This window comes from Paraburkholderia fungorum, from assembly GCF_046026025.1.
GTDB lineage: Bacteria > Pseudomonadota > Gammaproteobacteria > Burkholderiales > Burkholderiaceae > Paraburkholderia > Paraburkholderia fungorum_E.
This window is the reverse complement of sequence record NZ_JAQQFL010000010.1, coordinates 198,494-219,731: the sequence shown is the minus strand read 5'-3', so window position 1 is coordinate 219,731 and position 21,238 is coordinate 198,494. Positions and strand designations below refer to the sequence as shown.

19 protein-coding genes and 1 pseudogene are annotated in these 21,238 nt (G+C 61.1%); 14 read left to right on the top strand and 6 right to left on the bottom strand.

What is annotated here, in order from left to right; translation table 11 throughout:
- Positions 1-137 precede the first annotated feature (137 nt).
- Positions 138-308 (bottom strand): annotated as a pseudogene (locus PQR67_RS14075) (ATP-binding protein); the annotation flags it as partial.
- Between the two features lie 388 nt (positions 309-696).
- On the opposite strand from PQR67_RS14075, the gene PQR67_RS14070 reads away from it, so the two are divergent.
- The 7 genes from PQR67_RS14070 to ureG all read left to right on the top strand — a co-directional run bounded on the left by PQR67_RS14070 (position 697) and on the right by ureG (position 6,115).
- Complete coding sequence (locus PQR67_RS14070; protein ID WP_408459811.1) at positions 697-1,500, top strand: transporter substrate-binding domain-containing protein; 804 nt, start codon at positions 697-699, stop codon at positions 1,498-1,500.
- A gap of 163 nt (positions 1,501-1,663) precedes the next feature.
- Entirely contained in the window at positions 1,664-1,966 is a 303-nt protein-coding gene (gene ureA / locus PQR67_RS14065; protein WP_054041799.1) for an urease subunit gamma, read from the top strand.
- Positions 1,967-1,983: 17 nt separating this feature from the next.
- On the top strand, positions 1,984-2,289 hold the full coding sequence (locus PQR67_RS14060; protein ID WP_408459808.1) for an urease subunit beta: 306 nt from the start codon (positions 1,984-1,986) through the stop codon (positions 2,287-2,289).
- A gap of 55 nt (positions 2,290-2,344) precedes the next feature.
- The gene (gene ureC / locus PQR67_RS14055; RefSeq protein WP_408390408.1) at positions 2,345-4,051 is read left to right on the top strand and encodes an urease subunit alpha; all 1,707 of its coding nucleotides are present in this window, start codon (positions 2,345-2,347) and stop codon (positions 4,049-4,051) included.
- A gap of 3 nt (positions 4,052-4,054) precedes the next feature.
- On the top strand, positions 4,055-4,783 hold the full coding sequence (gene ureE, locus PQR67_RS14050) for an urease accessory protein UreE (protein ID WP_408459805.1): 729 nt from the start codon (positions 4,055-4,057) through the stop codon (positions 4,781-4,783).
- Complete coding sequence (locus PQR67_RS14045) at positions 4,770-5,450, top strand: urease accessory protein UreF (RefSeq protein ID WP_408459829.1); 681 nt, start codon at positions 4,770-4,772, stop codon at positions 5,448-5,450. The genes ureE and PQR67_RS14045 overlap by 14 nt, the downstream gene beginning before the upstream one ends.
- Positions 5,451-5,461: 11 nt before the next feature.
- Positions 5,462-6,115, top strand: coding sequence for an urease accessory protein UreG (ureG, locus tag PQR67_RS14040; protein WP_097391600.1), 654 nt, complete (start codon positions 5,462-5,464; stop codon positions 6,113-6,115).
- 70 nt (positions 6,116-6,185) lie between these two features.
- On the opposite strand, the gene waaA is transcribed toward ureG, so the two are convergent.
- From waaA to PQR67_RS14020, 4 genes are all read right to left on the bottom strand, one after another.
- Positions 6,186-7,502: a lipid IV(A) 3-deoxy-D-manno-octulosonic acid transferase gene (gene waaA / locus PQR67_RS14035; RefSeq protein ID WP_408459802.1), complete on the bottom strand. Its 1,317-nt coding sequence runs from the start codon at positions 7,500-7,502 to the stop codon at positions 6,186-6,188.
- 76 nt (positions 7,503-7,578) lie between these two features.
- Positions 7,579-8,463: a Kdo hydroxylase KdoO gene (gene kdoO, locus PQR67_RS14030; protein WP_408459799.1), complete on the bottom strand. Its 885-nt coding sequence runs from the start codon at positions 8,461-8,463 to the stop codon at positions 7,579-7,581.
- A gap of 53 nt (positions 8,464-8,516) precedes the next feature.
- On the bottom strand, positions 8,517-9,518 hold the full coding sequence (gene waaC, locus PQR67_RS14025; RefSeq protein ID WP_408459797.1) for a lipopolysaccharide heptosyltransferase I: 1,002 nt from the start codon (positions 9,516-9,518) through the stop codon (positions 8,517-8,519).
- A 161-nt stretch (positions 9,519-9,679) separates the two neighbouring features.
- The gene (locus PQR67_RS14020) at positions 9,680-11,074 is read right to left on the bottom strand and encodes a phosphomannomutase/phosphoglucomutase (RefSeq protein ID WP_408459794.1); all 1,395 of its coding nucleotides are present in this window, start codon (positions 11,072-11,074) and stop codon (positions 9,680-9,682) included.
- A 314-nt stretch (positions 11,075-11,388) separates the two neighbouring features.
- On the opposite strand from PQR67_RS14020, the gene PQR67_RS14015 reads away from it, so the two are divergent.
- The 7 genes from PQR67_RS14015 (at position 11,389) to PQR67_RS13985 (ending at position 19,803) form a co-directional block, all read left to right on the top strand.
- On the top strand, positions 11,389-12,651 hold the full coding sequence (locus PQR67_RS14015) for an oligosaccharide flippase family protein (RefSeq protein ID WP_408459792.1): 1,263 nt from the start codon (positions 11,389-11,391) through the stop codon (positions 12,649-12,651).
- Positions 12,648-13,478, top strand: a complete 831-nt coding sequence (locus tag PQR67_RS14010; RefSeq protein ID WP_408459789.1) for a glycosyltransferase — start codon at positions 12,648-12,650, stop codon at positions 13,476-13,478. The genes PQR67_RS14015 and PQR67_RS14010 overlap by 4 nt, the downstream gene beginning before the upstream one ends.
- Positions 13,479-13,529: 51 nt before the next feature.
- Positions 13,530-14,678 carry a glycosyltransferase family 4 protein gene (locus tag PQR67_RS14005; protein ID WP_408459786.1) on the top strand — a complete coding sequence of 383 codons (1,149 nt, stop codon included), beginning with the start codon at positions 13,530-13,532 and terminating at the stop codon, positions 14,676-14,678.
- A 12-nt stretch (positions 14,679-14,690) separates the two neighbouring features.
- A complete protein-coding gene (gene galE, locus PQR67_RS14000) occupies positions 14,691-15,713 on the top strand; it encodes a UDP-glucose 4-epimerase GalE (RefSeq protein WP_408459784.1) in 1,023 nt (340 codons plus the stop codon).
- 522 nt (positions 15,714-16,235) lie between these two features.
- Positions 16,236-17,381 carry a glycosyltransferase gene (locus PQR67_RS13995; RefSeq protein WP_408459781.1) on the top strand — a complete coding sequence of 382 codons (1,146 nt, stop codon included), beginning with the start codon at positions 16,236-16,238 and terminating at the stop codon, positions 17,379-17,381.
- 33 nt (positions 17,382-17,414) lie between these two features.
- Positions 17,415-18,506: a glycosyltransferase family 4 protein gene (locus PQR67_RS13990; protein WP_408459826.1), complete on the top strand. Its 1,092-nt coding sequence runs from the start codon at positions 17,415-17,417 to the stop codon at positions 18,504-18,506.
- 100 nt (positions 18,507-18,606) lie between these two features.
- Entirely contained in the window at positions 18,607-19,803 is a 1,197-nt protein-coding gene (locus PQR67_RS13985; RefSeq protein ID WP_408459779.1) for a glycosyltransferase, read from the top strand.
- Here the strand turns inward: PQR67_RS13985 and PQR67_RS13980 are convergent.
- Complete coding sequence (locus PQR67_RS13980; RefSeq protein ID WP_408459776.1) at positions 19,729-21,213, bottom strand: MOP flippase family protein; 1,485 nt, start codon at positions 21,211-21,213, stop codon at positions 19,729-19,731. The two genes, PQR67_RS13985 and PQR67_RS13980, sit on opposite strands and share 75 nt — an antisense overlap.
- Between the last annotated feature and the right edge of the window lie 25 nt (positions 21,214-21,238).

Below are 21,238 nucleotides of genomic sequence, written 5' to 3'. Positions count from 1 at the left end.
TAACGCTGCGGGAATGATGAGAGTGGAAGGCGCGAGAAATCGCGCCTTTTTTATGGGTCAGGTTATGTGCTGCCGCCTGAAACCCCGACCCACATTTCGAGATTTCGCCGAAATAGATCTGCCCACCGGGTCCCGCATCACGCGACCGTTTTGGCGCTTGCCCGCTTGCTCGTGTGTCCCGCCTTTCTCTCATTCTTCAGTCGATGGCTCTCGCCGCTGATTTGCACGATGTCAGGGTGATGTGGATGCCTGTCGAGCATCACTGCCATCAACGTCTGATCGTCGGTGAAGACCGTCGCACACTGTGTGAGCAGTCGCTCAAACCGCGAATTCCTAAGCGGGTCTCCTGGCTTGAGAGGCCAGTGGCGCATCTGCAATCCGTGTTCTCGCACATTCGGCGTGAGCGACATAGCAGTCATTCTTCCGGCGGCGCTGCGCGCGCTGTGGTCGCACGTCATCCAAAGCGATGTCTTTTACGCAGCAGTGCTTTGCGAGGGCTTCCGCTGCCTTTCAACCCTCGTAAGACCACGCGTGCACCAACCTGAATCGCATCAATGCATCAATTAGGTGCACAAGTCCCCTTCTTCCCCGCCAGCCCATGCTGCACCGCCATGGCACACACCTTGCATCAAAATCCCCCACGATGCTGCCGCGTCCTGACGGCAGCCGACCACCCGCCACCACCGCTCACCTAACATGACCCGTTCGACTCTTCGCGCCGCACGTCGCGCCTGGCTCGCCGCACTCTTGCTCTCACCCATCCTCGCGATCCAGGCGCCCGTCGCCCATGCGGACACGCTCGACAACATCGCCAAAGCCGGCGTGCTGAAAGTCGCCGTGCCGGAAGACTATCCGCCGTTCGGTTCGGTCGGCGCGGATATGAAGCCGCAAGGCTATGACATCGATACCGCCGCCCTGCTCGCGAAGTCGATGAACGTGAAGCTCGAACTCGTGCCGGTCAACAGCGCGAACCGCATTCCGTATCTGCAAACGGGTAAGGTCGATCTGGTGATCTCGTCGCTCGGCAAAACGCCTGAGCGCGACAAGGTCATCGATTTCTCGACGGCCTATGCGCCGTACTACCAGGGCGTGTTCGGTCCCGCGGACGTCAAGGTCGCCGGCCCCGCCGACCTGACCGGCAAGACGGTCGGCGCCACGCGCGGCGCGCTCGAAGAAATCAGTCTCACGCAAATGGCGCCGAACGCCACCATCAAGCGCTTCGAAGATAACAATGCAACTATCGCCGCGTTTCTGTCCGGTCAGGTGCAGTTGATCGCAGCCGGCAACATCGTCGCCGCCGCGATCCTCGCGAAGAATCCGCCGCGTCGTCCGGAACCGAAGTTCGTCATCAAGAGTTCGCCGTGCTTCGTTGGCATGAACAAGAACGAGCCCCGTCTGCAACAGAAGGTCAACGCGGCCATCGCGCAAGCCAGACAGGACGGCACACTCAACACGATGTCGAAGAAGTGGTTCGGCGCGCCGCTGCCGACCGATCTGTAAGCGCGTCGTTAGCGGAACTTGATACCGTGGCTGGCTTATCCGGCATCGCACTCGTCGTGGACTCATCCTGTGCTCAGCACGCGATCGCGGCCACGACACGCAACGCCTAACATTGTCGCAGCCGGCCCCACTCGGAGCCGGCGCAACCCTACGCACACATTCAATGAAGCTGACACCTCGCGAGAAGGACAAGCTGCTGATCTTCACCGCCGCGCTGCTTGCCGAACGGCGCCGCGCTCGCGGCCTCAAACTGAATTACCCGGAAGCGATCGCCTTCATCACCGCCGCATTGATGGAAGCGGCCCGTGACGGCAAAACGGTCGCCGAGGTCATGCACTACGGCACCACGCTGCTGACGCGCGCCGATGTGATGGAAGGCGTGCCGGAAATGATCCCCGACATCCAGGTCGAGGCCACGTTCCCCGACGGCACCAAGCTCGTCACCGTTCATCACCCGATCCCCTAATCACGCAAGGCAGCCCCATGATTCCCGGCGAACTTCTCATCGACGACGGCGAACACGAACTCAACGCGGGCCGCGCGACCATCACGGTGGTTGTGTCGAATACGGGCGACCGTCCGGTGCAGATCGGCTCGCACTATCACTTCCATGAAGTGAACGAGGCGCTCTCCTTCGATCGCGACGCGGCGCGCGGCTTCCGGCTCAACATCGCCGCAGGCACCGCCGTGCGCTTCGAACCCGGCCAGGAACGCACCGTCGAACTGGTCGAACTGGCGGGTGACCGCGTCGTCTATGGCTTCAACGGCAAGGTGATGGGCAAGCTCTGATGCGCCGAGCGCGCATCCCTGCTTCGACCGCCCTGCTCATTTCCGGACCCACACCATGACCTTACGCATTGGCCGCCGCGCATACGCGGAAATGTTCGGCCCCACCACCGGCGACCGCGTACGCCTCGCCGATACCGAGTTGCTGATCGAAGTCGAACGCGACTTCACGACCTACGGCGAAGAAGTGAAATTCGGCGGCGGCAAAGTGATTCGCGACGGCATGGGCCAGTCGCAACGCGTGCACGCCGACGTTGTCGATACCGTCGTGACGAACGCGGTGATTCTCGATCACTGGGGCATCGTCAAGGCCGACATCGGCATCAAGAACGGCCGCATCGCGGCGATCGGCAAAGCGGGCAATCCCGACATCCAGCCGAACGTGACGATCGCGATCGGCGCATCCACCGAAGTGATCGCGGGCGAAGGCCTGATCGTGACGGCGGGTGGCATCGATACGCACATCCACTTCATCAGCCCGCAGCAGATCGAGGAGGCGCTCGCAAGCGGCGTGACGACGATGCTCGGCGGTGGCACCGGTCCGGCAACGGGCACGAACGCGACGACTTGCACGCCGGGTCCGTGGCATCTCGAACGCATGCTGCAGGCGGCCGATGGTTATCCGATGAATCTCGGCTTTCTAGGCAAGGGTAACGTGAGCCAGCCGCAGCCGGCTTTGGAGCAGATCGCCGCGGGTGCGATCGGTTTGAAGCTGCACGAAGACTGGGGCACGACGCCGGCTGCAATCGACAATTGTCTCTCTGTCGCCGACGATACCGACACGCAGGTCGCGATCCACACCGACACGCTAAATGAAGCGGGTTTTGTGGAAGCAACCGTGGCCGCGTTCAAGGGTCGCACGATCCACACGTATCACACGGAAGGTGCCGGCGGCGGCCACGCGCCGGACATCATCAAGGTCTGCGGCGAAGCGAACGTGCTGCCCTCCTCGACCAATCCGACGCGCCCGTACACCATCAACACGCTCGAAGAGCATCTCGACATGTTGATGGTGTGTCACCACCTGGACCCGTCGATTGCGGAAGATATCGCGTTCGCCGAATCGCGCATCCGTCGCGAGACCATCGCCGCCGAAGACATCCTGCACGACCTCGGCGCGCTATCAATGCTGTCGTCGGACTCACAAGCAATGGGGCGCGTGGGCGAAGTGATCATCCGCACATGGCAGACCGCGCACAAGATGAAGGTGCAACGCGGCGCGCTGCCCGAAGACAACGCGCGTCACGACAATTTCCGTGCGAAGCGCTATGTCGCCAAGTACACGATCAACCCGGCCATCACGCACGGTATCTCGCATGAAGTCGGTTCGATCGAACCGGGCAAGTGGGCCGATCTGGTGTTCTGGGAGCCGGCGTTTTTCGGCATCAAGCCGTCGCTGATCCTGAAAGGCGGCATGATCGCGATGGCGCAGATGGGTGACCCGAACGCGTCGATTCCAACGCCGCAGCCGGTCCACTATCGCGAGATGTTCGCGACGCGTGGCGGTGCGCTGGGACGCACTTCGCTGACCTTCGTTTCGCAGATGGCCGCGGATGCGGGTGTCGGTGAACGCTACGGTCTGAATAAGCGTATCGTTGCCGTGAAGAACTGCCGCAAGATCACGAAGGCGGACATGATTCACAACGCGTGGCGCCCGGCGATCAGCGTCGACCCGGAAACGTATCAGGTCATCGCGGACGGCCAGTTGCTGACTTGCGAACCGGCCACCGTGCTGCCGATGGCACAACGCTACTTTTTGTTCTAAACCATGCGCACTATCGACAAACTGATTGCGCCGCATCTGAAACTGGCACCCGTGCTGGTGAAGCGCGCGCCGACCTTGACGCTCGCTTTTGACGATCGTCGTAAGAGCCGTCTCGCGGCTACGCTCGATAACGGCGAGGAAGTCGCGCTGCTGTTGCCGCGCGGCACCGTGCTGCGCGACGGCGATGTTCTGGTCGCCGATGATGGCGGCCTGGTGCGCGTAGTCGCCGCGTCCGAAGCGGTGCTGGTTGTTCGCGCGAAAGATGCGTTGACGCTGACGCGCGCGGCGTATCACCTTGGCAATCGTCATACGCCGGTCGAAGTCGGCGCGGATTATCTGAAGCTTGAATACGATCCGGTTCTCGCCGATATGTTGAAGCGCATCGGTGCGAGCGTGGATCAGGTGTCGATGCCGTTCCAGCCGGAATCGGGCGCGTACGGCGGCGGTCATAAGCATGGTCATGATGAGACCTTTGCGGAAGACTATGCGTTAGCTCAGCAGGTGTTCGGCGAACATCATGGGCATTCGCACGACCATGAGCATGGGCACGGCCATTCGCATGATCACGAGCATGGACATGATCACTCGGATCATGAGCACGGGCATAGCCACGCCCAAGGTCACCCGCATGAGCATGACCACGGCGCCGACCATTCGCACAATCAAAAAGACAACGATCACGTCCACGACGAGTCGTGCGGCCACGGGCATCATCACCATGCGCATCGCTGAACTCACAGCGTTGCTGCATCTCGCGTCGCCGGCCTTGCCGATCGGCGCGTTCAGCTACTCGCAGGGCCTCGAAGCGGCGATCGAAGCACAACTCGTCACCGACGCGGATTCCGCGCGCGATTGGATCGCAAGCGGTTTAACCGATGTACTCGCGCGTGGCGAGCTGCCGTTTCTTGCACACCAGATGGAACGCTGGCGCGCGCACGACGCCGACGGCCTGAAGGAAGCAAACAGTGAATTCCTGGCAAGCCGGGAGTCCGCCGAACTGAGACGCGAGACGGAGCAGATGGGCTGGTCGCTGCGACAATTGTGCGTCGCGCTGGAATGGGGCGACGCCGAGCGGCGCACGACGCTGGCATCGCTCAAGCCCCTGGCGCAACCCACGGCTTTCGCATTCGCCGCTTTCGCTCACGACGCAGCGCCTGACGCGGTGCTTGCCGCCTACGCCTTCAGTTGGGTGGAGAACCAGGCCGCCGCCGCATTGAAGGCCGTGCCGCTCGGCCAACTCGCCGGCCAGCGCATCATCGTCGCGTTACGCGAGCCGATCGATGCCGCCGTCACGCGAGCCTTGGCCACCTCACCCGACAACATCAACACCTTCGCGCCGCAACTCGGCATTCTGTCGGCGCGTCACGAGTCGCAGTATTCGCGGCTGTTTCGCTCATAAGAAGATCCATCATGAACGCACCTCATCACCCTGCTCACCCGCCTGTCCGCACGAAGAAACTGCCGCCGCTGCGCGTGGGTGTCGGCGGCCCGGTCGGCTCGGGCAAAACCACGCTGCTCGAAATGCTCTGCAAGGCGATGCGCGAACAGTACGACCTCGTCGCGATCACCAACGACATCTATACGAAGGAAGACCAGCGTCTGTTGACAGTGGCAGGCGCGTTGCCCGCTGAACGGATCATGGGCGTCGAAACGGGCGGCTGCCCACATACGGCAATTCGTGAAGACGCCTCCATCAATCTGGAAGCCGTCGACCGTATGCTGACGCGTTTTCCGGATGCGGACATCGTGTTCATCGAATCGGGCGGCGATAACCTCGCGGCAACATTCAGCCCGGAACTGTCGGACCTGACGATCTATGTGATCGACGTGGCGGGCGGCGAAAAGATTCCGCGCAAAGGCGGTCCAGGCATTACGAAGTCGGATCTGCTGGTGATCAACAAGACCGATCTCGCACCGATGGTCGGCGCGAATCTTGAGGTCATGGCATCAGACGCGAAGAAGATGCGCGGCGAGCGACCCTTCGTGATGTGCAATCTGAAGGCGCTCGATGGGCTGGATGTGGTGGTGAAATTTATCGAGAAGAAGGGGCTGTTGAAGGCTTAAAGCCCGAGGGGCGTGTTTCAAAGCTTCGTAGCTTCGAACCTTTGGAGTCGAGGCGCTTTCGCGCCTCTCCTCACTCCGGCAGCACCGCCATCAACACATCCACGGTCCGTGCCGTCGCGCCGCGGTGGCGCGCGGCAAACGCCGAAGCCGCGCCGCCCATCGCCAACCGCCTTGCTTTGTCGCCGAACAGTTCGCGCAGAGCTCGCGCCAGATCAGCCGGGTCCTGCACCTGCACCGCCGCGCCAGCCGCGACGGCATCCGCGGTGGCTTGCGTGAAGTTGAACACGTGCGGCCCGATCAGCACCGGTACCCCGACCGCGCATGCCTCAATCAGATTCTGCCCACCCAGCGGCAGCAAACTCCCGCCGATAAACGCCAGATCCGAAGCCGCGTAGTAAGCGCCCAACTCGCCCATCGAATCGCCGAGCAACACGTTCACGTCCGAAGACAGCGCGGGTACACCACCGCCCGCGGATGAAGCTGCAGCCGATGCCACCGTCGCCGCGGGCGCCCAGGCCGAACGCCGCTCAAGCCGCAAACCTGCCCTCTCGACCGACGCCGCCACTTCGTTAAAGCGTTGCGGATGACGCGGCACCAGAATCAGCAATGCATCGTCGATGCCCAGCGCCGCGAACGCCTGCAGCACCAGTTCCTCTTCGCCTTCACGCGTACTCGCCGCGACCCACACAGGCCGCGTGCCGATCGCCGCACGCCACGCATGACCACGCGCCGCCAGTTCCGGCGGCGTGCTCATATCGAACTTCAGATTGCCGAGCACCGCGACGTTACGCGCGCCGAGTGCGGTGAGCCGCTCCGCATCCGACGGACTCTGCGCCAGCACCCGCGAAAATCCGCCGAACACGTCCTTGGTCGCATGACCGAACTTGGCCGCGCGCTTATACGAGCGTGCCGACATCCGCGCGTTGGTCAGCACGAGCGGCACATCCGCACGACGACATTCGTCGATCAGCGTCGGCCACACTTCGGTTTCCATCACCAGACCGAGCGACGGCCGCCACGCCCGCAAGAACCGCCGCACCGCATGGGGCATGTCGTACGGCAGATAGCTGCGCAACACACGGTCGCCGAAAATCTGCTCGCCGGTGGCACGACCACTCGGCGTCATGTGCGTCAGAAGAATTCGTGCGTCGGGACGCGCCTCGATCAACGCGTCGATCAGCGGTTGCGCGGCACGCGTCTCGCCCACCGACACCGCATGCACCCAGATCAACGGTGCATTGTCTTCCGGCAACCGGCCGCGCGCATAACCGAAACGCTCGGCGATATGCTCGCGATAGCCACGCTCCTTGCGCGAGCGAATCAGCAAGCGCAGCACGGCAAGCGGCGCGATGATCCACCAGAGCGCGTTGTAAATCGCCCTCAGCATCGGGACTCCGCACACCCGAGCACGAACCCGAATGCAAGCGCGAGTCTCAAAGCACGATAGAAACCGACGGCGGCGCTCAAACTAGCGCCCTGCCCTTCAGGCGCTCGAGAATGCCGAGCGGCGCGCAATCCGGCTGCGCCATCGCCTTGACCGGCAGGAAGAAGGTCTGCTCCAGCATGAACTGCCCGGACATCACCGCATGCGAAGTCTGGTCGGAGAAGCACACCCACACGCAGCCCGGCGGAAACGGCATGGTCTCCTGCAGGCTCGACTTCTGATACTCGAGATCGGCCTTCATGCTGTCGTGCAGATTCAGCATCAGATGGTCGTATTCGCTGCGCGGCGATTTGGTCACGTGCAGCAGATTCAGCAGCCACGCCGAACCCGGCATCTGCGGTTTGATCCGCGGCAGGAAGCGCTTGGCCATATCCTCGAACGGTTCGCCGACGCGCCACACGCGCGGCTCACCATGCGGATTCACGTTGGTGAACACGCGCAGAATGCGCTCGCCGTAATTCGGCCGCGACGGAAAGGCGTCGACGTGCAAACGGCTGTCGTCCTTACGCCAGGACGTCTCGCGCCCTTGAACCTGATGCAGCCGCAGGCTCGTCGGCGCGACGCGCAACTTGCCGTTGTATTCGGGAAAGAGCCCATCGACCAGCGTGCGCGCATTGGACTGATAGCGCGCGATCAACGCGCGCACCGCCGATTGCGTGACCGCATCGCCGGCCACGCCGTGCAACGCGCCGCCGTTCGGCTCGAGACTGATGTTCTTGCGGCTCGGATCGGCCAGCGCGGGATCGAGCAAGGCCTGCTCGCCACCTTCGATGGCAAAGCGCAGGTTCGGGAAGTACAGCACTTTGCCGCGTTCCACGCCGGCCAGCAGCGTCTCGCGCGGCACGGACAGATTGCGTCCGTGCCAGTCGGCGTTCGCTACTTCGATGATCTGGGTTTCGTTCATGGTCGCCCTTGAAAACGGATGGCGCGTAAGGCGAAGCACGCCGCGTTACAGCATTACAGCAGGCCGAAACCGGCCAGCGCGGACTTGACTTCCTGCAGCGTGGGCGGCTTGCCGGCCGTACCGAGATTGACGACGTTCGGCGACCAGTAGCCGCCGGTACGCCACGCGGTGGCGAAATTGTACAACTCGACTGTCGGCCGCTTCAGCGCCGCCGCAATGTGCACTAGACCTGTGTCAACGCCGACGGTCGCGGCGGCGCCTTCAATCAGGCCCACCACCGCCGGCAACGACAGCTTGGGCGGCACAATGGCCGCACCGCCGAATTCCTTCGCCAGACGTTCGCTGGTGGCGCGCTCTTCCTCGCTGCCCCACGGCAGCACGATCGACGCGCCGCGCCGCACCAGCGACTGGCCGAGTTCGATCCACGCGGCATCGGGCCACTGCTTGTCGGCGCGCGAGGTGGCATGCACGAACACCACATAAGGCACCGGCAGGTTCAGATTCGCTTCCGACAACGCCAGCGCCGCGCGCCCGGTATCGATGCCGAAATCGATATCGTCGGTGGGTTGCGGCTGCGGATCGCCCAGCGCCGCGGCCACCAGTTGACGCGTACGTTCGACTACATGAGTGCGCGGCTCGATCGGCACCCGCTTGTCGTAGAAAAAACGCACGGGCCATTCGAAGCCCGCGCCATCGGTACGGTTGGCAAGGCCGACCAGTGGCCCGCGCGCCATGCTCGCGACCCACGCGGTTTTGATGAGCCCCTGGCAGTCGATCACGAGGTCATAGTTCTCGGCGGCGAGCGCCCGGCGGAACGCGCTGATCTCGCGCCAGTTGTCGACCGAGAGGATGCGCTTGCGCCAGCGCCGCAGCGACACGGGAATCGCCCGCCGCACGCCGCTGACGAGTTCCACGAGACCCACGAAGCTTTCTTCGACGAGCCAGTCGATCTGGGCTTCGGGATGGCGGCGTCGTATGTCGGCGATCACCGGCATGTTGTGAACGACGTCGCCCAATGACGACACCCGCACGATCAGTATCTTTTGTACGCTCAAGTGTGGGAAAACCGGCTATCCGGCCCGAAGATGCGTTGAAAAGTCGCAATTCTAGCGCGACACAGGTAAATGGCATGAAAAAACGCGGCGCGGTAAGTGAAACCCGCGCCGCGTTCGACAGCTACCGCGGTTCGCCTCGAACCGCAGCGCCGTTGATGCGTTCAGAACGGCAGCTTCGCGTCAGGCTTTTCCGCCATGATGACGCGGCGGAAGTCTTCCTGAATGCGCTTCAGCGCTGCGTCGCTATCGGCTTCGAAACGCATCACCACCACCGGCGTCGTGTTCGACGAGCGCGCGAGGCCAAAACCGTCCGGGTACTCGACACGCAGGCCATCGATCTTCACGACCTCGTCCGCGCCGGTGAATGTGGCGTTTTGCTGCAAACGCGCGATCAGTTCGAAGTTTTCGCCTTCTTCGAGCTTCAATTGCAGTTCCGGCGTGGAATTCGAGTTCGGCAGCGAATTCAGCAACTGGCTCGGATCGGCCACGCGCGTGAGGATTTCCAGCAGACGCGCGCCTGTGTACAGGCCGTCGTCAAACCCATACCAGCGGTCTTTGAAAAACACGTGACCGCTCATTTCGCCCGCCAGCGGCGCACCGGTTTCACGCAGCTTTGCCTTGACCAGCGAGTGGCCGGTCTTCCACATCAACGGTTCGCCGCCCTTCTCCTTGACCCATTTCGCAAGATTGCGCGTGCACTTCACGTCATAAATGATCTGCGCGCCCTTGTTGCGCGATAGCACTTCTTCGGCGAACAGCATCAGTTGGCGGTCCGGATAAATGATCTGGCCGTCTTTGGTGACGACGCCGAGGCGGTCGCCGTCGCCGTCGAACGCGAAACCGATTTCAGCGTCCGTTTCCTTCAGCGCGCGAATCACGTCCTGCAGATTCTCGGGGTGAGCCGGGTCCGGGTGATGGTTCGGGAAGTTGCCGTCGATCTCGGTGAACAGCTCCACCAGTTCGCAGCCGAGCTGCTTGAAGAGCTTCGGCGCGAGGCCGCCTGCCACACCGTTGCCGGTGTCGACCACGATCTTGATCGGGCGGGCGAGCTTGACGTCGCTCGTGATGCGATCCAGATAGGCATCGGCAATGTCGTACTCGGTGTACGTGCCGCCGCCTTCCGAAAAGTTCTCGTCGACAATGCGCTGATGCAGCGCGAGGATCGCCTCGCCGTAAATCGCCGCGCCGCGCAGGACCATCTTGAAGCCGTTGTAGTCCGGCGGATTGTGGCTGCCCGTCACCACGATGCACGAATCGACGCGGCGCTCGCCGCCATCCAGCTTCAACGGCACGCTGGCGGCGAAGTAGCCGACCGGCGTCGGCACCATGCCGACGTTCACCACGTCGACACCGGCCGCACGCAAACCGTCCGACAGCGCCTGAACCAGCTCGGGACCCGACAGGCGTCCGTCACGCGCAACCACCACGGCGTCGCCGCCTTGCGCCCGCACTTCGCTGCCGAACGCGAGGCCGATCGAACGCGCCGCATCGGCGTCGAGCGTCTTGCCGATTACGCCGCGAATGTCATACGCCTTGAAAATAGATTTGGAGATCATGTTGGCTCACTTGCGTGCAATGGAAAATTTTGACCGGCGCATTGCCGAGGGATCGGTAAAACACTCTGCAAACCGGGCGATGCGCCCTTGCCGGAAGCGATCCGGTTCCAACTTATAATTGCGCCTTTCGGACCTGCCTTATAGACGCCTATTCTAATGCTTAGACGCCCTCCTTTTGGAAAGTTGCCGCGACAGTCGGCCTGCGGGTGGGCGTTCGTGCACGTTGCCGCCGCACAAACCAGGCAAACCGCGCAAGCCACACAAGCCGCGCCGCTCGCGCGCCCGGCGCAACGGGCCCGGTGGGTATCCACCGGATGTTGACGCTCAAACGCTTCGCCAATCCCGACGTCACGCGCGCCTTCGCCAATATCGTCTGGCTCGGGCTTGAGCGGCTCACGCAGATCGGCGTGGCGATCGTGATCAGCGGCATGCTGGCGCGCTACTTCGGGCCGGACACCTTCGGCAAATGGCAGTACGCGAATACGCTGCTGCTGGTGCTTTCGCCGATCACCTGGGTGTGCGGCGCGGAGATTCTGGTTCCCACCATTGTCGGCCGCCCGCCCACCCAGTTGGGCACCGTGCTCGGCAGCGCCTTCGCGCTGCGCTTCTCGGTTTCGGTCGCGGCGTTGCTGCTGACGTGGCTCGGCATCGCCTTGCACTTCTTCGAGCCGCTGGTGGGCGCCATGCTTGCCGGCCTCGCGGTGACGATGCTGTTTCGCGAGCCGTTCGTCGGCGTGATCAACGCGTGGCTGCAAAGCATGACGTATAGCAAGCCGCAGTTGCTCACCAGCATGAGCACCGCGGTGCTGAAGGCCGGCTTCGTCTATCTGCTGGTGCGCGCGGCGGCAACCCCCGCGCGCTTTGGCTGGCTGTGGGCCGCCGAATCGGCGGCAATCGGCGCGGTTCTGCTGATCTATTACATCCGCCGGCATGGCGGTCAGCTCGGCTGGCGCCTCGACCGCTCGCTCTTCAAGCACTTCGCAACCGCCGGCACGGTGTTCTGGCTCGGCCTGATCTGTATGTATCTGTTCCTGAAACTGGACAGACTGATGCTCGAGCGGGCCATTTCCTTCGCCGATCTCGGGCGTTATTCCGCCGCCCAGCAGTTGAACGAAAACTGGATCACGCTCGCGCTGATGCTCGCGCAGACAATCGCGCCCGCCTTCGTCTACCGTGTGCAGGATGCCGCGCACTTGCGCCGCAACGTGTGGCGGCTTACCGCCATGACCGCCGCGCTGATGGTGAGCGGCGCGATCGTGCTGGATCTGCTGGCCGGCTTGATCATCCGCCGCGTGTTCGGACCGGACTTTGAAGGTGCCATCGAAATTTTCCGTTGGGCCGTGTGGCTTTCCGTGCCGGCCGGCATCGAAGCGATCGGCAATCTGATCGTGCTCAAATATCAGGCCAAATTCGTGTTGCTCTCGAAGTGGCTGCTGGCGCTGGCTGTCGCATTCATCGTCAATCTGCTGGCGATTCCGCGGCTTGGCGCTTACGGTGCGCTCGTGGGTCTCGCGGCCGGTTATCTCGCCGCCGCATCAGTTAATCTTTATTACATTCGTTTCAAATTGCGCCCATGACGAATTCATCCGCCACCGCGCATGGCTCCCTCGACGATGTCGCCGTCCTGATGCCCGCGTACAACGGCCAGGCAGACGTCGATCTCACGCTGGCCTCGTTCAGCGAAAGCGCGCGGGTCCACGTACTGATCGTCGACGACGGCAGCACGCCGCCCATCGTCGCGCCGGCGCTCCCGAACATGCAGATCGACGTGTTGCGCATGCCGCAGAACGGCGGCATCGAACGCGCACTGCAAACCGGAGTCGACGCCCTTGCGCAGCGCGGCTTTCGCTACGCAGCCCGCATCGATGCAGGCGACCGCAGTGTGCCGCAACGGCTCGCCAGACAACGCGTGTTCATGGAGTCGCATCCGCAAGTGGCGGGGCTCGGCATGTGGACGCAGGTCGTCACGCGTGAAGGAAAACCGCTGTTCATGCTGACGCCGCCCGCCGAGCCGGCACAGATCCGGCGTCTGCGCTTCTTCCGGTCATGCCTCGCGCATCCGTCGATGATGCTGCGCATCGACGCCGTCCGCGCGGTCGGCAACTATCGCGCGGCGTATCCTTCCGCCGAGGACCTCGATCTGTTCGTGCGCCTGATGGCGCGCTACGACTGCGCGAATCTGCCGGAGCTCGGGCTCTACTACGAGCTGAACGAAGGCGGCATTAGCGCCACCAAACGGCGCCGTCAGGTCAGCTCGACGCTGCGGCTGCAACTGCGCTACTTCAACGTCACCAATCCGTACGACTGGCTGGGTCTCGCTAAAAATCTGCTGCATTTCGTGACGCCTTACCGTGCATTGCAGCGGGTCAAACGCACGCTGCTCGCGCCGCATGCAGGCCATTGATGCCGTTACTCCGTCTTTCAACCAGTCATTCACCGTCGAGCCTTGTCCCGCATGAAGCCTGCCTTTAAGTCGACGCCCGCGCTGCGCATTACACTCGTCTGTAACACCGCCTGGGCAATCTATACGTATCGGCAAGGGCTGATCCGCATGCTGGTGGGACGCGGCGTCGACGTCACGGTGCTCGCGCCACGCGACCGTACCTTCGAGCTGCTTACCGCGATGGGGTGCCGCTGCATCGAATTGCCCGTGGCGTCCAAAGGCACCAGTCCACGCGAAGACCTGCGCACGCTTTTGTCGTTGTATCGTCTGTATCGAAGCATCCGGCCGCATGTCGTGTTCCACTACACAATCAAGCCGAACATTTACGGCTCGGTCGCCGCGAAACTGGCGGGCGTGCAGTCGGTGGCGGTGACCACCGGGCTCGGTTACGTGTTCATCCAGCAGAGCCGCGCGGCTCAGGTCGCCAAAAAACTGTACCGTTTCGCCTTCCGTTTCCCGCGCGAAGTCTGGTTTCTGAATCGCGACGACCAGGCCGCGTTTGTCGAGCAGAATTTGTTGGTGCATCCTGAACGGGCGCGTCTGCTGCATGGCGAAGGTGTCGATCTCGAACAGTTCGCCTTCACGCCGCTGCCGGAGCGCTCGGAGTTCAAGTTCGTGCTGATCGGACGGCTCCTGTGGGACAAGGGTGTCGGAGAATATGTCGAAGCCGCGCGGCGTTTGCGCGGGCGCTATCCCCAGGCGCGGTTCCAGTTGCTCGGGCCGGTCGGCGTCGACAACCCTAGCGCGATCACACGCGCAGAGGTCGCCGCGTGGGAGCAGGAAGGCGTCGTCGAGTATCTTGGCGAGGCGCACGACGTGAGGCCGTTCATCGCCGGCGCGGACTGCGTGGTCCTGCCGTCCTATCGTGAAGGCGTGCCTCGTACACTGATGGAAGCGTCTGCGATGGGACGGCCCATTGTGACAACGGACGTGCCCGGCTGCCGCGAAGTGGTGGCGGACGGCGTCAACGGATTGCTGTGCGAAGTACGCAATGCAGAAAGTCTCGCGGTGAAGCTGGCGCAAATGCTCGATATGAGCGGCGCCGAGCGCCGCTCAATGGCTGAACGCGGTCGACAGAAAGTCGCGCAAGAGTTCGACGAACGCGTCGTCGTCGAAACATATAAAGACCTGGTGCAAAAAATGACGGGCGTTTTACTTTAACGGAGCAACAGAATGAGCACGAAGGGTACGATTCTGGTAACGGGCGGTGCAGGATTTATCGGCTCGCACACATGCGTCGAACTGCTGAACGGCGGTTACGACGTCGTGGTAATCGACAATCTCGTGAACAGCAACCGCGAATCGCTGCGGCGTGTGGAAAAGATCACCGGTAAGCCCGTGACCTTTTACGAAGCCGACGCGCGCGATGAAGCAGCGCTCAACCGTATTTTCGACGCCCATCCGATCACCGGTGCGATCCATTTTGCCGCGCTCAAAGCGGTGGGCGAATCGGTCGCCAAGCCCGTCGAGTACTACAGCAATAACGTCGGCAGTTTGCTGGCGCTGCTCGGCGTGATGCGCGATCGCAATGTGAAGCAGTTCGTGTTCAGTTCTTCGGCGACGGTCTATGGCGTACCGCAGAGTTCGCCGATCGACGAATCGTTTCCGCTGTCGGCCACCAATCCTTATGGGCAATCGAAGCTGATCGCCGAGCAGGTTTTGCGTGATCTGGAAGTGGCCGATGCTTCCTGGCGGATTGCGACGCTGCGTTACTTCAATCCGGTTGGCGCGCATGAGAGCGGCCTGATTGGCGAAGATCCGGCCGGCATCCCCAACAATCTGATGCCTTATGTGGCCCAGGTCGCAGTGGGTAAGCTGGAAAAGCTGCGCGTATTCGGTGGCGACTACGAGACGCCGGATGGCACCGGGGTTCGGGACTATATCCACGTTGTGGACCTGGCGCGCGGGCACCTGGCCGCGCTGGATGCGCTGGTCAAACGCGATGCCAGTTTCGTCGTGAATCTCGGAACGGGCCAGGGGTATAGCGTGATCGACGTCGTCAAGGCATTCGAGAAGGCCGCGGGCCGGCCAGTGCCTTACGAGATCGTGGCTCGCCGCCCGGGCGATGTGGCTTCGTGTTTTGCGGATCCCGCCGCAGCCCTGGAAGTGATTGGCTGGCGCGCGGAGTTTGGGATCGAGAGGATGTGCGCGGATCATTGGCGGTGGCAGTCGACGAACCCGCGCGGATTTGCCTGAATGAAGTAAAGGTCGACAGCGCAACGAGTTGCCTGGCAGGGACTCAACCGCTGTCGATCAGCCTGATCTCGCATGGCTTGTGTTCCATGTCGAACAGTCTCCAGTCACCCCCTGTGCTCGTCAGCGACGTTCGTCAATCCAGCAAAGAAAAATCGGTTTGATATTGAGCCACGCGTACGACCTCAATCTCCGCAATTAGCGAACTTCTGCTCCTTTATATACCGAGTTCGTCCATTTCGAATCCGGCCGGATTCAAATCGTAAAAGATCGTCAATTCAGTTTTATTCCGCCACCCTGCCGCTTTGATTCGCATTCTTTTTGCGGATAGGACCTAGTTCATTCCTACCATATTGAGAATGCCTTCTTAATCATTTCGCAGGCCTATTTATATATGCATTTTCAGTGTGCGCTATCACACAGAGACATTGGCGCTGTGAAGACAAGATCAAACCGCAGGGGTACCTCCATCTAGCTGAACCGTCCCATCACGCCTACCAGAATCTCGCCCACGGGAACAGACACATGAAAGACATCGTTCATATCACGGAAGCCTTCGGAGGGGGGGTTCTGTCGATGCTAGTCGAGCTTTCCAATCGTGCCGCGGAGGCCGGGGCAAATGTTTCAGTCATTTATTCATTGCGGCGGGAAACGCCTCACGATTTCGCGCGTCTGTTTCATCCGAAGGTCAAAATGACGTATGTCGCGATGTGCAGGGAGATCAGCTTCAAGAAAGACTGGTCGAGCCTGCGCGCGTTGGTTCAGAACCTGCGCGACCGCAATCCCGAAGTCATCCATCTCCATTCGTCGAAAGCAGGCGCGCTCGGGCGCGCCGCGGCCAAGATCGCGTCCCCTCACGCCAAGGTACTGTATTCGCCGCACGGTCCCGCCTTCCTGCGGCGCGATGTGTCGGCCACGAAGCAGTTTGCTTATTTGAGCTTTGAGCGCCTCGCCAACTACATCGGCGGAACGATCGTCGCATGCTCGCGCAGTGAGTTGCATGAAATCAAGGGCAGAGTTCACGCACGCGCAGCGATCATGATCGAGAACGGGGTCGACGTTAGCGAAATCCCGGTGCACTGCCAGCGAAGCGACAGTAAGGTCGTGATCGGCATGACAGGACGCGCGTCCTTCCAGAAGAACCACGAAGTGTTCATTCAACTTGCGAATGAACTTCAGGACCCCACGGTCAGCTTTGTCTGGATAGGTGGAAACGCAGAAGATGTGCCGGAGCGTTACCAGGACGATGCCGTCACGTGCAGTGGTTGGGTGACCCGTGAGCGCGCATTGGAGTTGATGTCCGAACTGGACGTCTATGTGCAGACCTCCCGCTGGGAAGGCATGCCGCTCGCGCTAATCGAAGCACAGGTCGCGGGTATTCCCGCAGTTGTCACCAACGTGGTCGGCAATCGCGATGTCGTTATTCACGGCGTGACCGGCTTTGTTGCGTCAAATGCCGAGGAAATGGCGATCTACGTTGCTCTGCTTCGCGACAACTGGACGCTCAGGCAGCAAATGGGGGCCAACGCCAGAAAACGGGCCATGGCGCGCTTTTCCATGGACGCGATCTTTCGGGAATGGCAACAGCTTTACGGTCTTGCCGACGAGCGGGCCGGCAGCAAAGAACCCTTGATTGCCGACATCGCGCTTCCTTATGAAGTCAATCGCTAAATCTGGCTTCCGGGAGACAACGGTGTGAAGAATATGGTCCCAGCTACCCCAACGTTCATCTACAACGGTCGGTTCGCCACACAGAAGACGACCGGCGTACAGCGCGTGGCACGTGAGCTGATCGCCGCGCTTGGCCATTTGCCCGACAACGGCGAAGTCACCGTCGTCGTTCCGCCACAACAAGGGCTTCAGTCCGTGGGGGGGAGTACAAACACAGTCAAGATCGGATTTGGAAACGGCGTGTTCTGGGAGCAACTCGTTCTCCCCCTGTTTGCCGGCCGGCATTGCATTGTCAATCTCAGCAACTCGGCTTCGATCTTCCGCTTCAATCAGGTTATCTATATGCACGACGCGGCCGTGTTCGATACACCCGCTCATTTCTCGTGGCGCTTTCGGGCATGGTACAAGCTGATGTTCTGGATTCTTGCGCGAACGTCGAGTTGCGTGGTCACCAATTCGAACTTCTCGAGACAGCGTCTCGCGCTTCATTGCGGCGTGCCGGCAGCGCGAATCAGCGTGGTTCCGCTTGGCGCGGATCATCTGGACGCAATCACACCCGATGTCAGCGTATTGCATGAACACGGTTTGGTATCGAAGCGTTTCGTGCTCGCGGTCAGCAGCAGGAATCCCACCAAGAACTTTGGCCGGATATTGGAAGCCTTCCGCCAACTCGGCGATCCGACGATCGATCTGGTGATCGTGGGGATGAAGAACGCCAGCGTATTTGGCAATGTCGAGGATGTTCAAGGCGTTGCGCCCAACGTCAAGGCAGTGGGATACATCAGTGACGAGAAGCTCAAGGCGCTGTATCAGCACGCACAATGCTTCGTCTATCCGTCGATCTATGAGGGATTCGGCATCCCGCCACTCGAGGCAATGCGAAGCGGCTGCCCGGTTATCGTGGGCCGGTCGACAGCATTACCGGAAACCTGTGGGGACGCAGCGCTCTATTGCGACCCCTACTCGTCAGAAGATATTGCCGACCAGTTGCGCACCCTACTCCGCTCACCTGAACTGAGGGCGACGTTGATAGAGCGAGGTCATGCGCACGCCGCCAAGTATCGTTGGGGTACGAGCGCCGAGATGCTCTCGCAAGTAATCGATCGATCCCGGCGCAAGGCGTGAGTTTCGCAATTCTGTCTCGCAACCCGTGCCGGCTTTCCGGATCAGGGTTCAGGCTGTAGGTGCACTCGCAGGTCATATTCCATCGTAAAGGGGAGCATCAGTGAGGTTAGGCATCTATTGCGATTCGGGCGTCAACGGTGGCCACGAGGAAATGCTCAAGCGGCTTGTTCTCGCACTTGTAAAGTGCCCGGGCATTGTCAGCCTCCACATTCTCGTGCCGACCGGGAATGAACCTATGTCCGCCTTTGCGAAAAACATCGCCGGGCGGCATCGTCAGGTCACGACTATCTCCTTGCCCTTCACCTCCGAGTTGATTCACCGCAACCCTCTTGCGCTGTTGTCGGCGACATGGCGAACGGCTGCCCTATTGCGCACGCTTCATCTGTCGAAGCTTGTCATTGCCCAGGGAACCATCGTGTCTGCCCTCGCCGGCTTGCTCGCCGCGCGCTTGACGCGAACGACAGCCGTCAGCTACATCCCATTGGTCGATGACGATGCACAAGCCGGCGCGCCCGCGACGGAGCGCATCAAATCGCTCGTTAAACGCGTGCTGTACCAGCTACCGCAGCAGTACATCACGCTCAATGATCATCTGCGCGGAAAACTCCTGAAACTGGCGCCAGGAACACCTGTCTCGATCCTCGAAAACTGTGTCGACGACAAGTTCAGCAACACTGCCCTCACGCGCGACGCGGCACGCAGCGTGCTTTCTTTGCCGCAGAGTGGAAAGTTTATTTGCGCGCACATTGGCCGGATTCACTTTCAGCATAAGCGGCAAAACTTCCTGCTCGCTGCCATAGAACGGAATCCGGATGCGTTTGTCGATACGCTGGTGCTTATCGTCGGTGACGGCCCGGACGCGGGGAAATTACGGCAAGCCGTACGAGGTAGCGAGATCCTGTCCCGATGCGTCAGGATCATCGGTCCGCAATCCGACGTCCTGCCTTATATCGTGGCCAGCGACGTCATCGTGCTGCCTTCGGCCTATGAAGGTGTGCCGCTCGTCATGATCGAGGCCATTCTGGCAGGTCGCCCTATCGTCGCATCGCAAGTACCGGCACTCGGATCGTACCTGCCTGAGGCATTGCTGTTTCCCGCTCACGACCATGACGCGTTCGTCGAAAAAATATTCTCCGCGCGAACCTATCCGCTCGACGAGCTGACTGATTCTTTTCGCCTGCGGTTTTCTCGCGATGCGTTCGACGCTCAAGTACAGCGCGTACTACTGCAGACCGTGCCGCAACGCTGCTTTACGGACCATCTTAAACACAATCCCTCTGATCTCGGCACAAAGTAGCGATCGGTCAAGCAAAAACGTTACGCCGAAAACCGCTGCGCCAAGCGAAACTTCGGCAATCAGCCTCAAGACATGTCCTGTTGAAGAGGCGTCAAGCAGTTCCGACGCGATCAGAACGCTTGCCACCATCGGCATCGTCATTCTCAACGGTACGAAGCACGCATTGAGAAACTCTCCGGAACTCGGACCGAGCACGCGCTTTAGCATGAACTGGTACATCGGCAGGATCGTCATTGCTTCGACCGTGAAAAGCGCAATCGCAACGCCCAGCGCGCCGCCCAGATAGGCGCCAATGATAATGGCGGGCAACATCGCCACCGTCTTCATCAGGTTGAACCAGAAACTCACGCGAATGTTCGCCGTCGCCATCATCAGCGACGCAACCGGATTGCCGAGGCAGCGAAATGCGCCAACGAGGCAAAGCACTCTCAATACCGGGGTAGCCCAGAGCCACTTTTCACCGAACATGCACACGACAAAATCCGGCGCCACGACCATGAGCCCGAACACTAATGGAAAGTTGAACATCGCGATAAAGCCGGTCAGTTTGTAATAGTTTTGACGAAGCTTTGCCGTGTCGTCCTGGATGATCGAGAAGACGGGAAAGAGTACGCGTGTAAAGAATGGATTGAGTCTCGCCGGAAAATTGACGGCGCAATTGAGCGCCAGGTTATAGCCGCCAAGCGTCGCCGCACCTAACGCCCGGCCCGCGACGATGCCGCCAAAATTGGAGTTCAGGTAGTTCACCATCGAATCCATAGCCTGGAAGACGCCGAAGCTGAGATACGACCTCGTCTCCGACAACCTGAAGTGCAATCCGGGTTTGTGCAGCTTGCGCCCGTTGAGGTTGAGCAACACCACGCGGCACACCGCGGCGGTTAGTGCGCCGATAACCGGCGAGTAAGCACCATAGCCCCGCAACGCGGCGACAAGCGTCGTGATGAATAACACCATGCTCGACGCGACCTCGATCTTGGACAGCATGTCGAACATCAGTTCACGCGCCATCAGCGACTGATACAGCAAGCCATGGGGTGAAACGAAGAACATCAGTGCAGCGAGGGCGACCAGTGTCTTCAGTTCGGGCTCCGAAAAAAACCACGCGGCCAATCCGCTGCCGGCGAGCAGAATTCCGCCTAGCACCGCACCAAACAGTACATTGAGCCAGTACAGCGATGAAAGCTCATTCGCGACCACATTCTTGCGCTGTACGATCGCCGTACTCAAGCCCATATCGAGAAACATATCGGCAAGCGTCGTCACCAGTGAAACCATGCTCGCCAAACCGAGCTGGCCCGGCTTCAGCAGGTGCGCCAGTATCGCCACCTGCAGGAACTGGACGCTGACGATCGAGATCATTGATGCCGCCGACCACTTTGCCCCCGAAATCGCCTTCTCACGTAATGACATTATTTTCCTTGCGGTCCGGGATGCG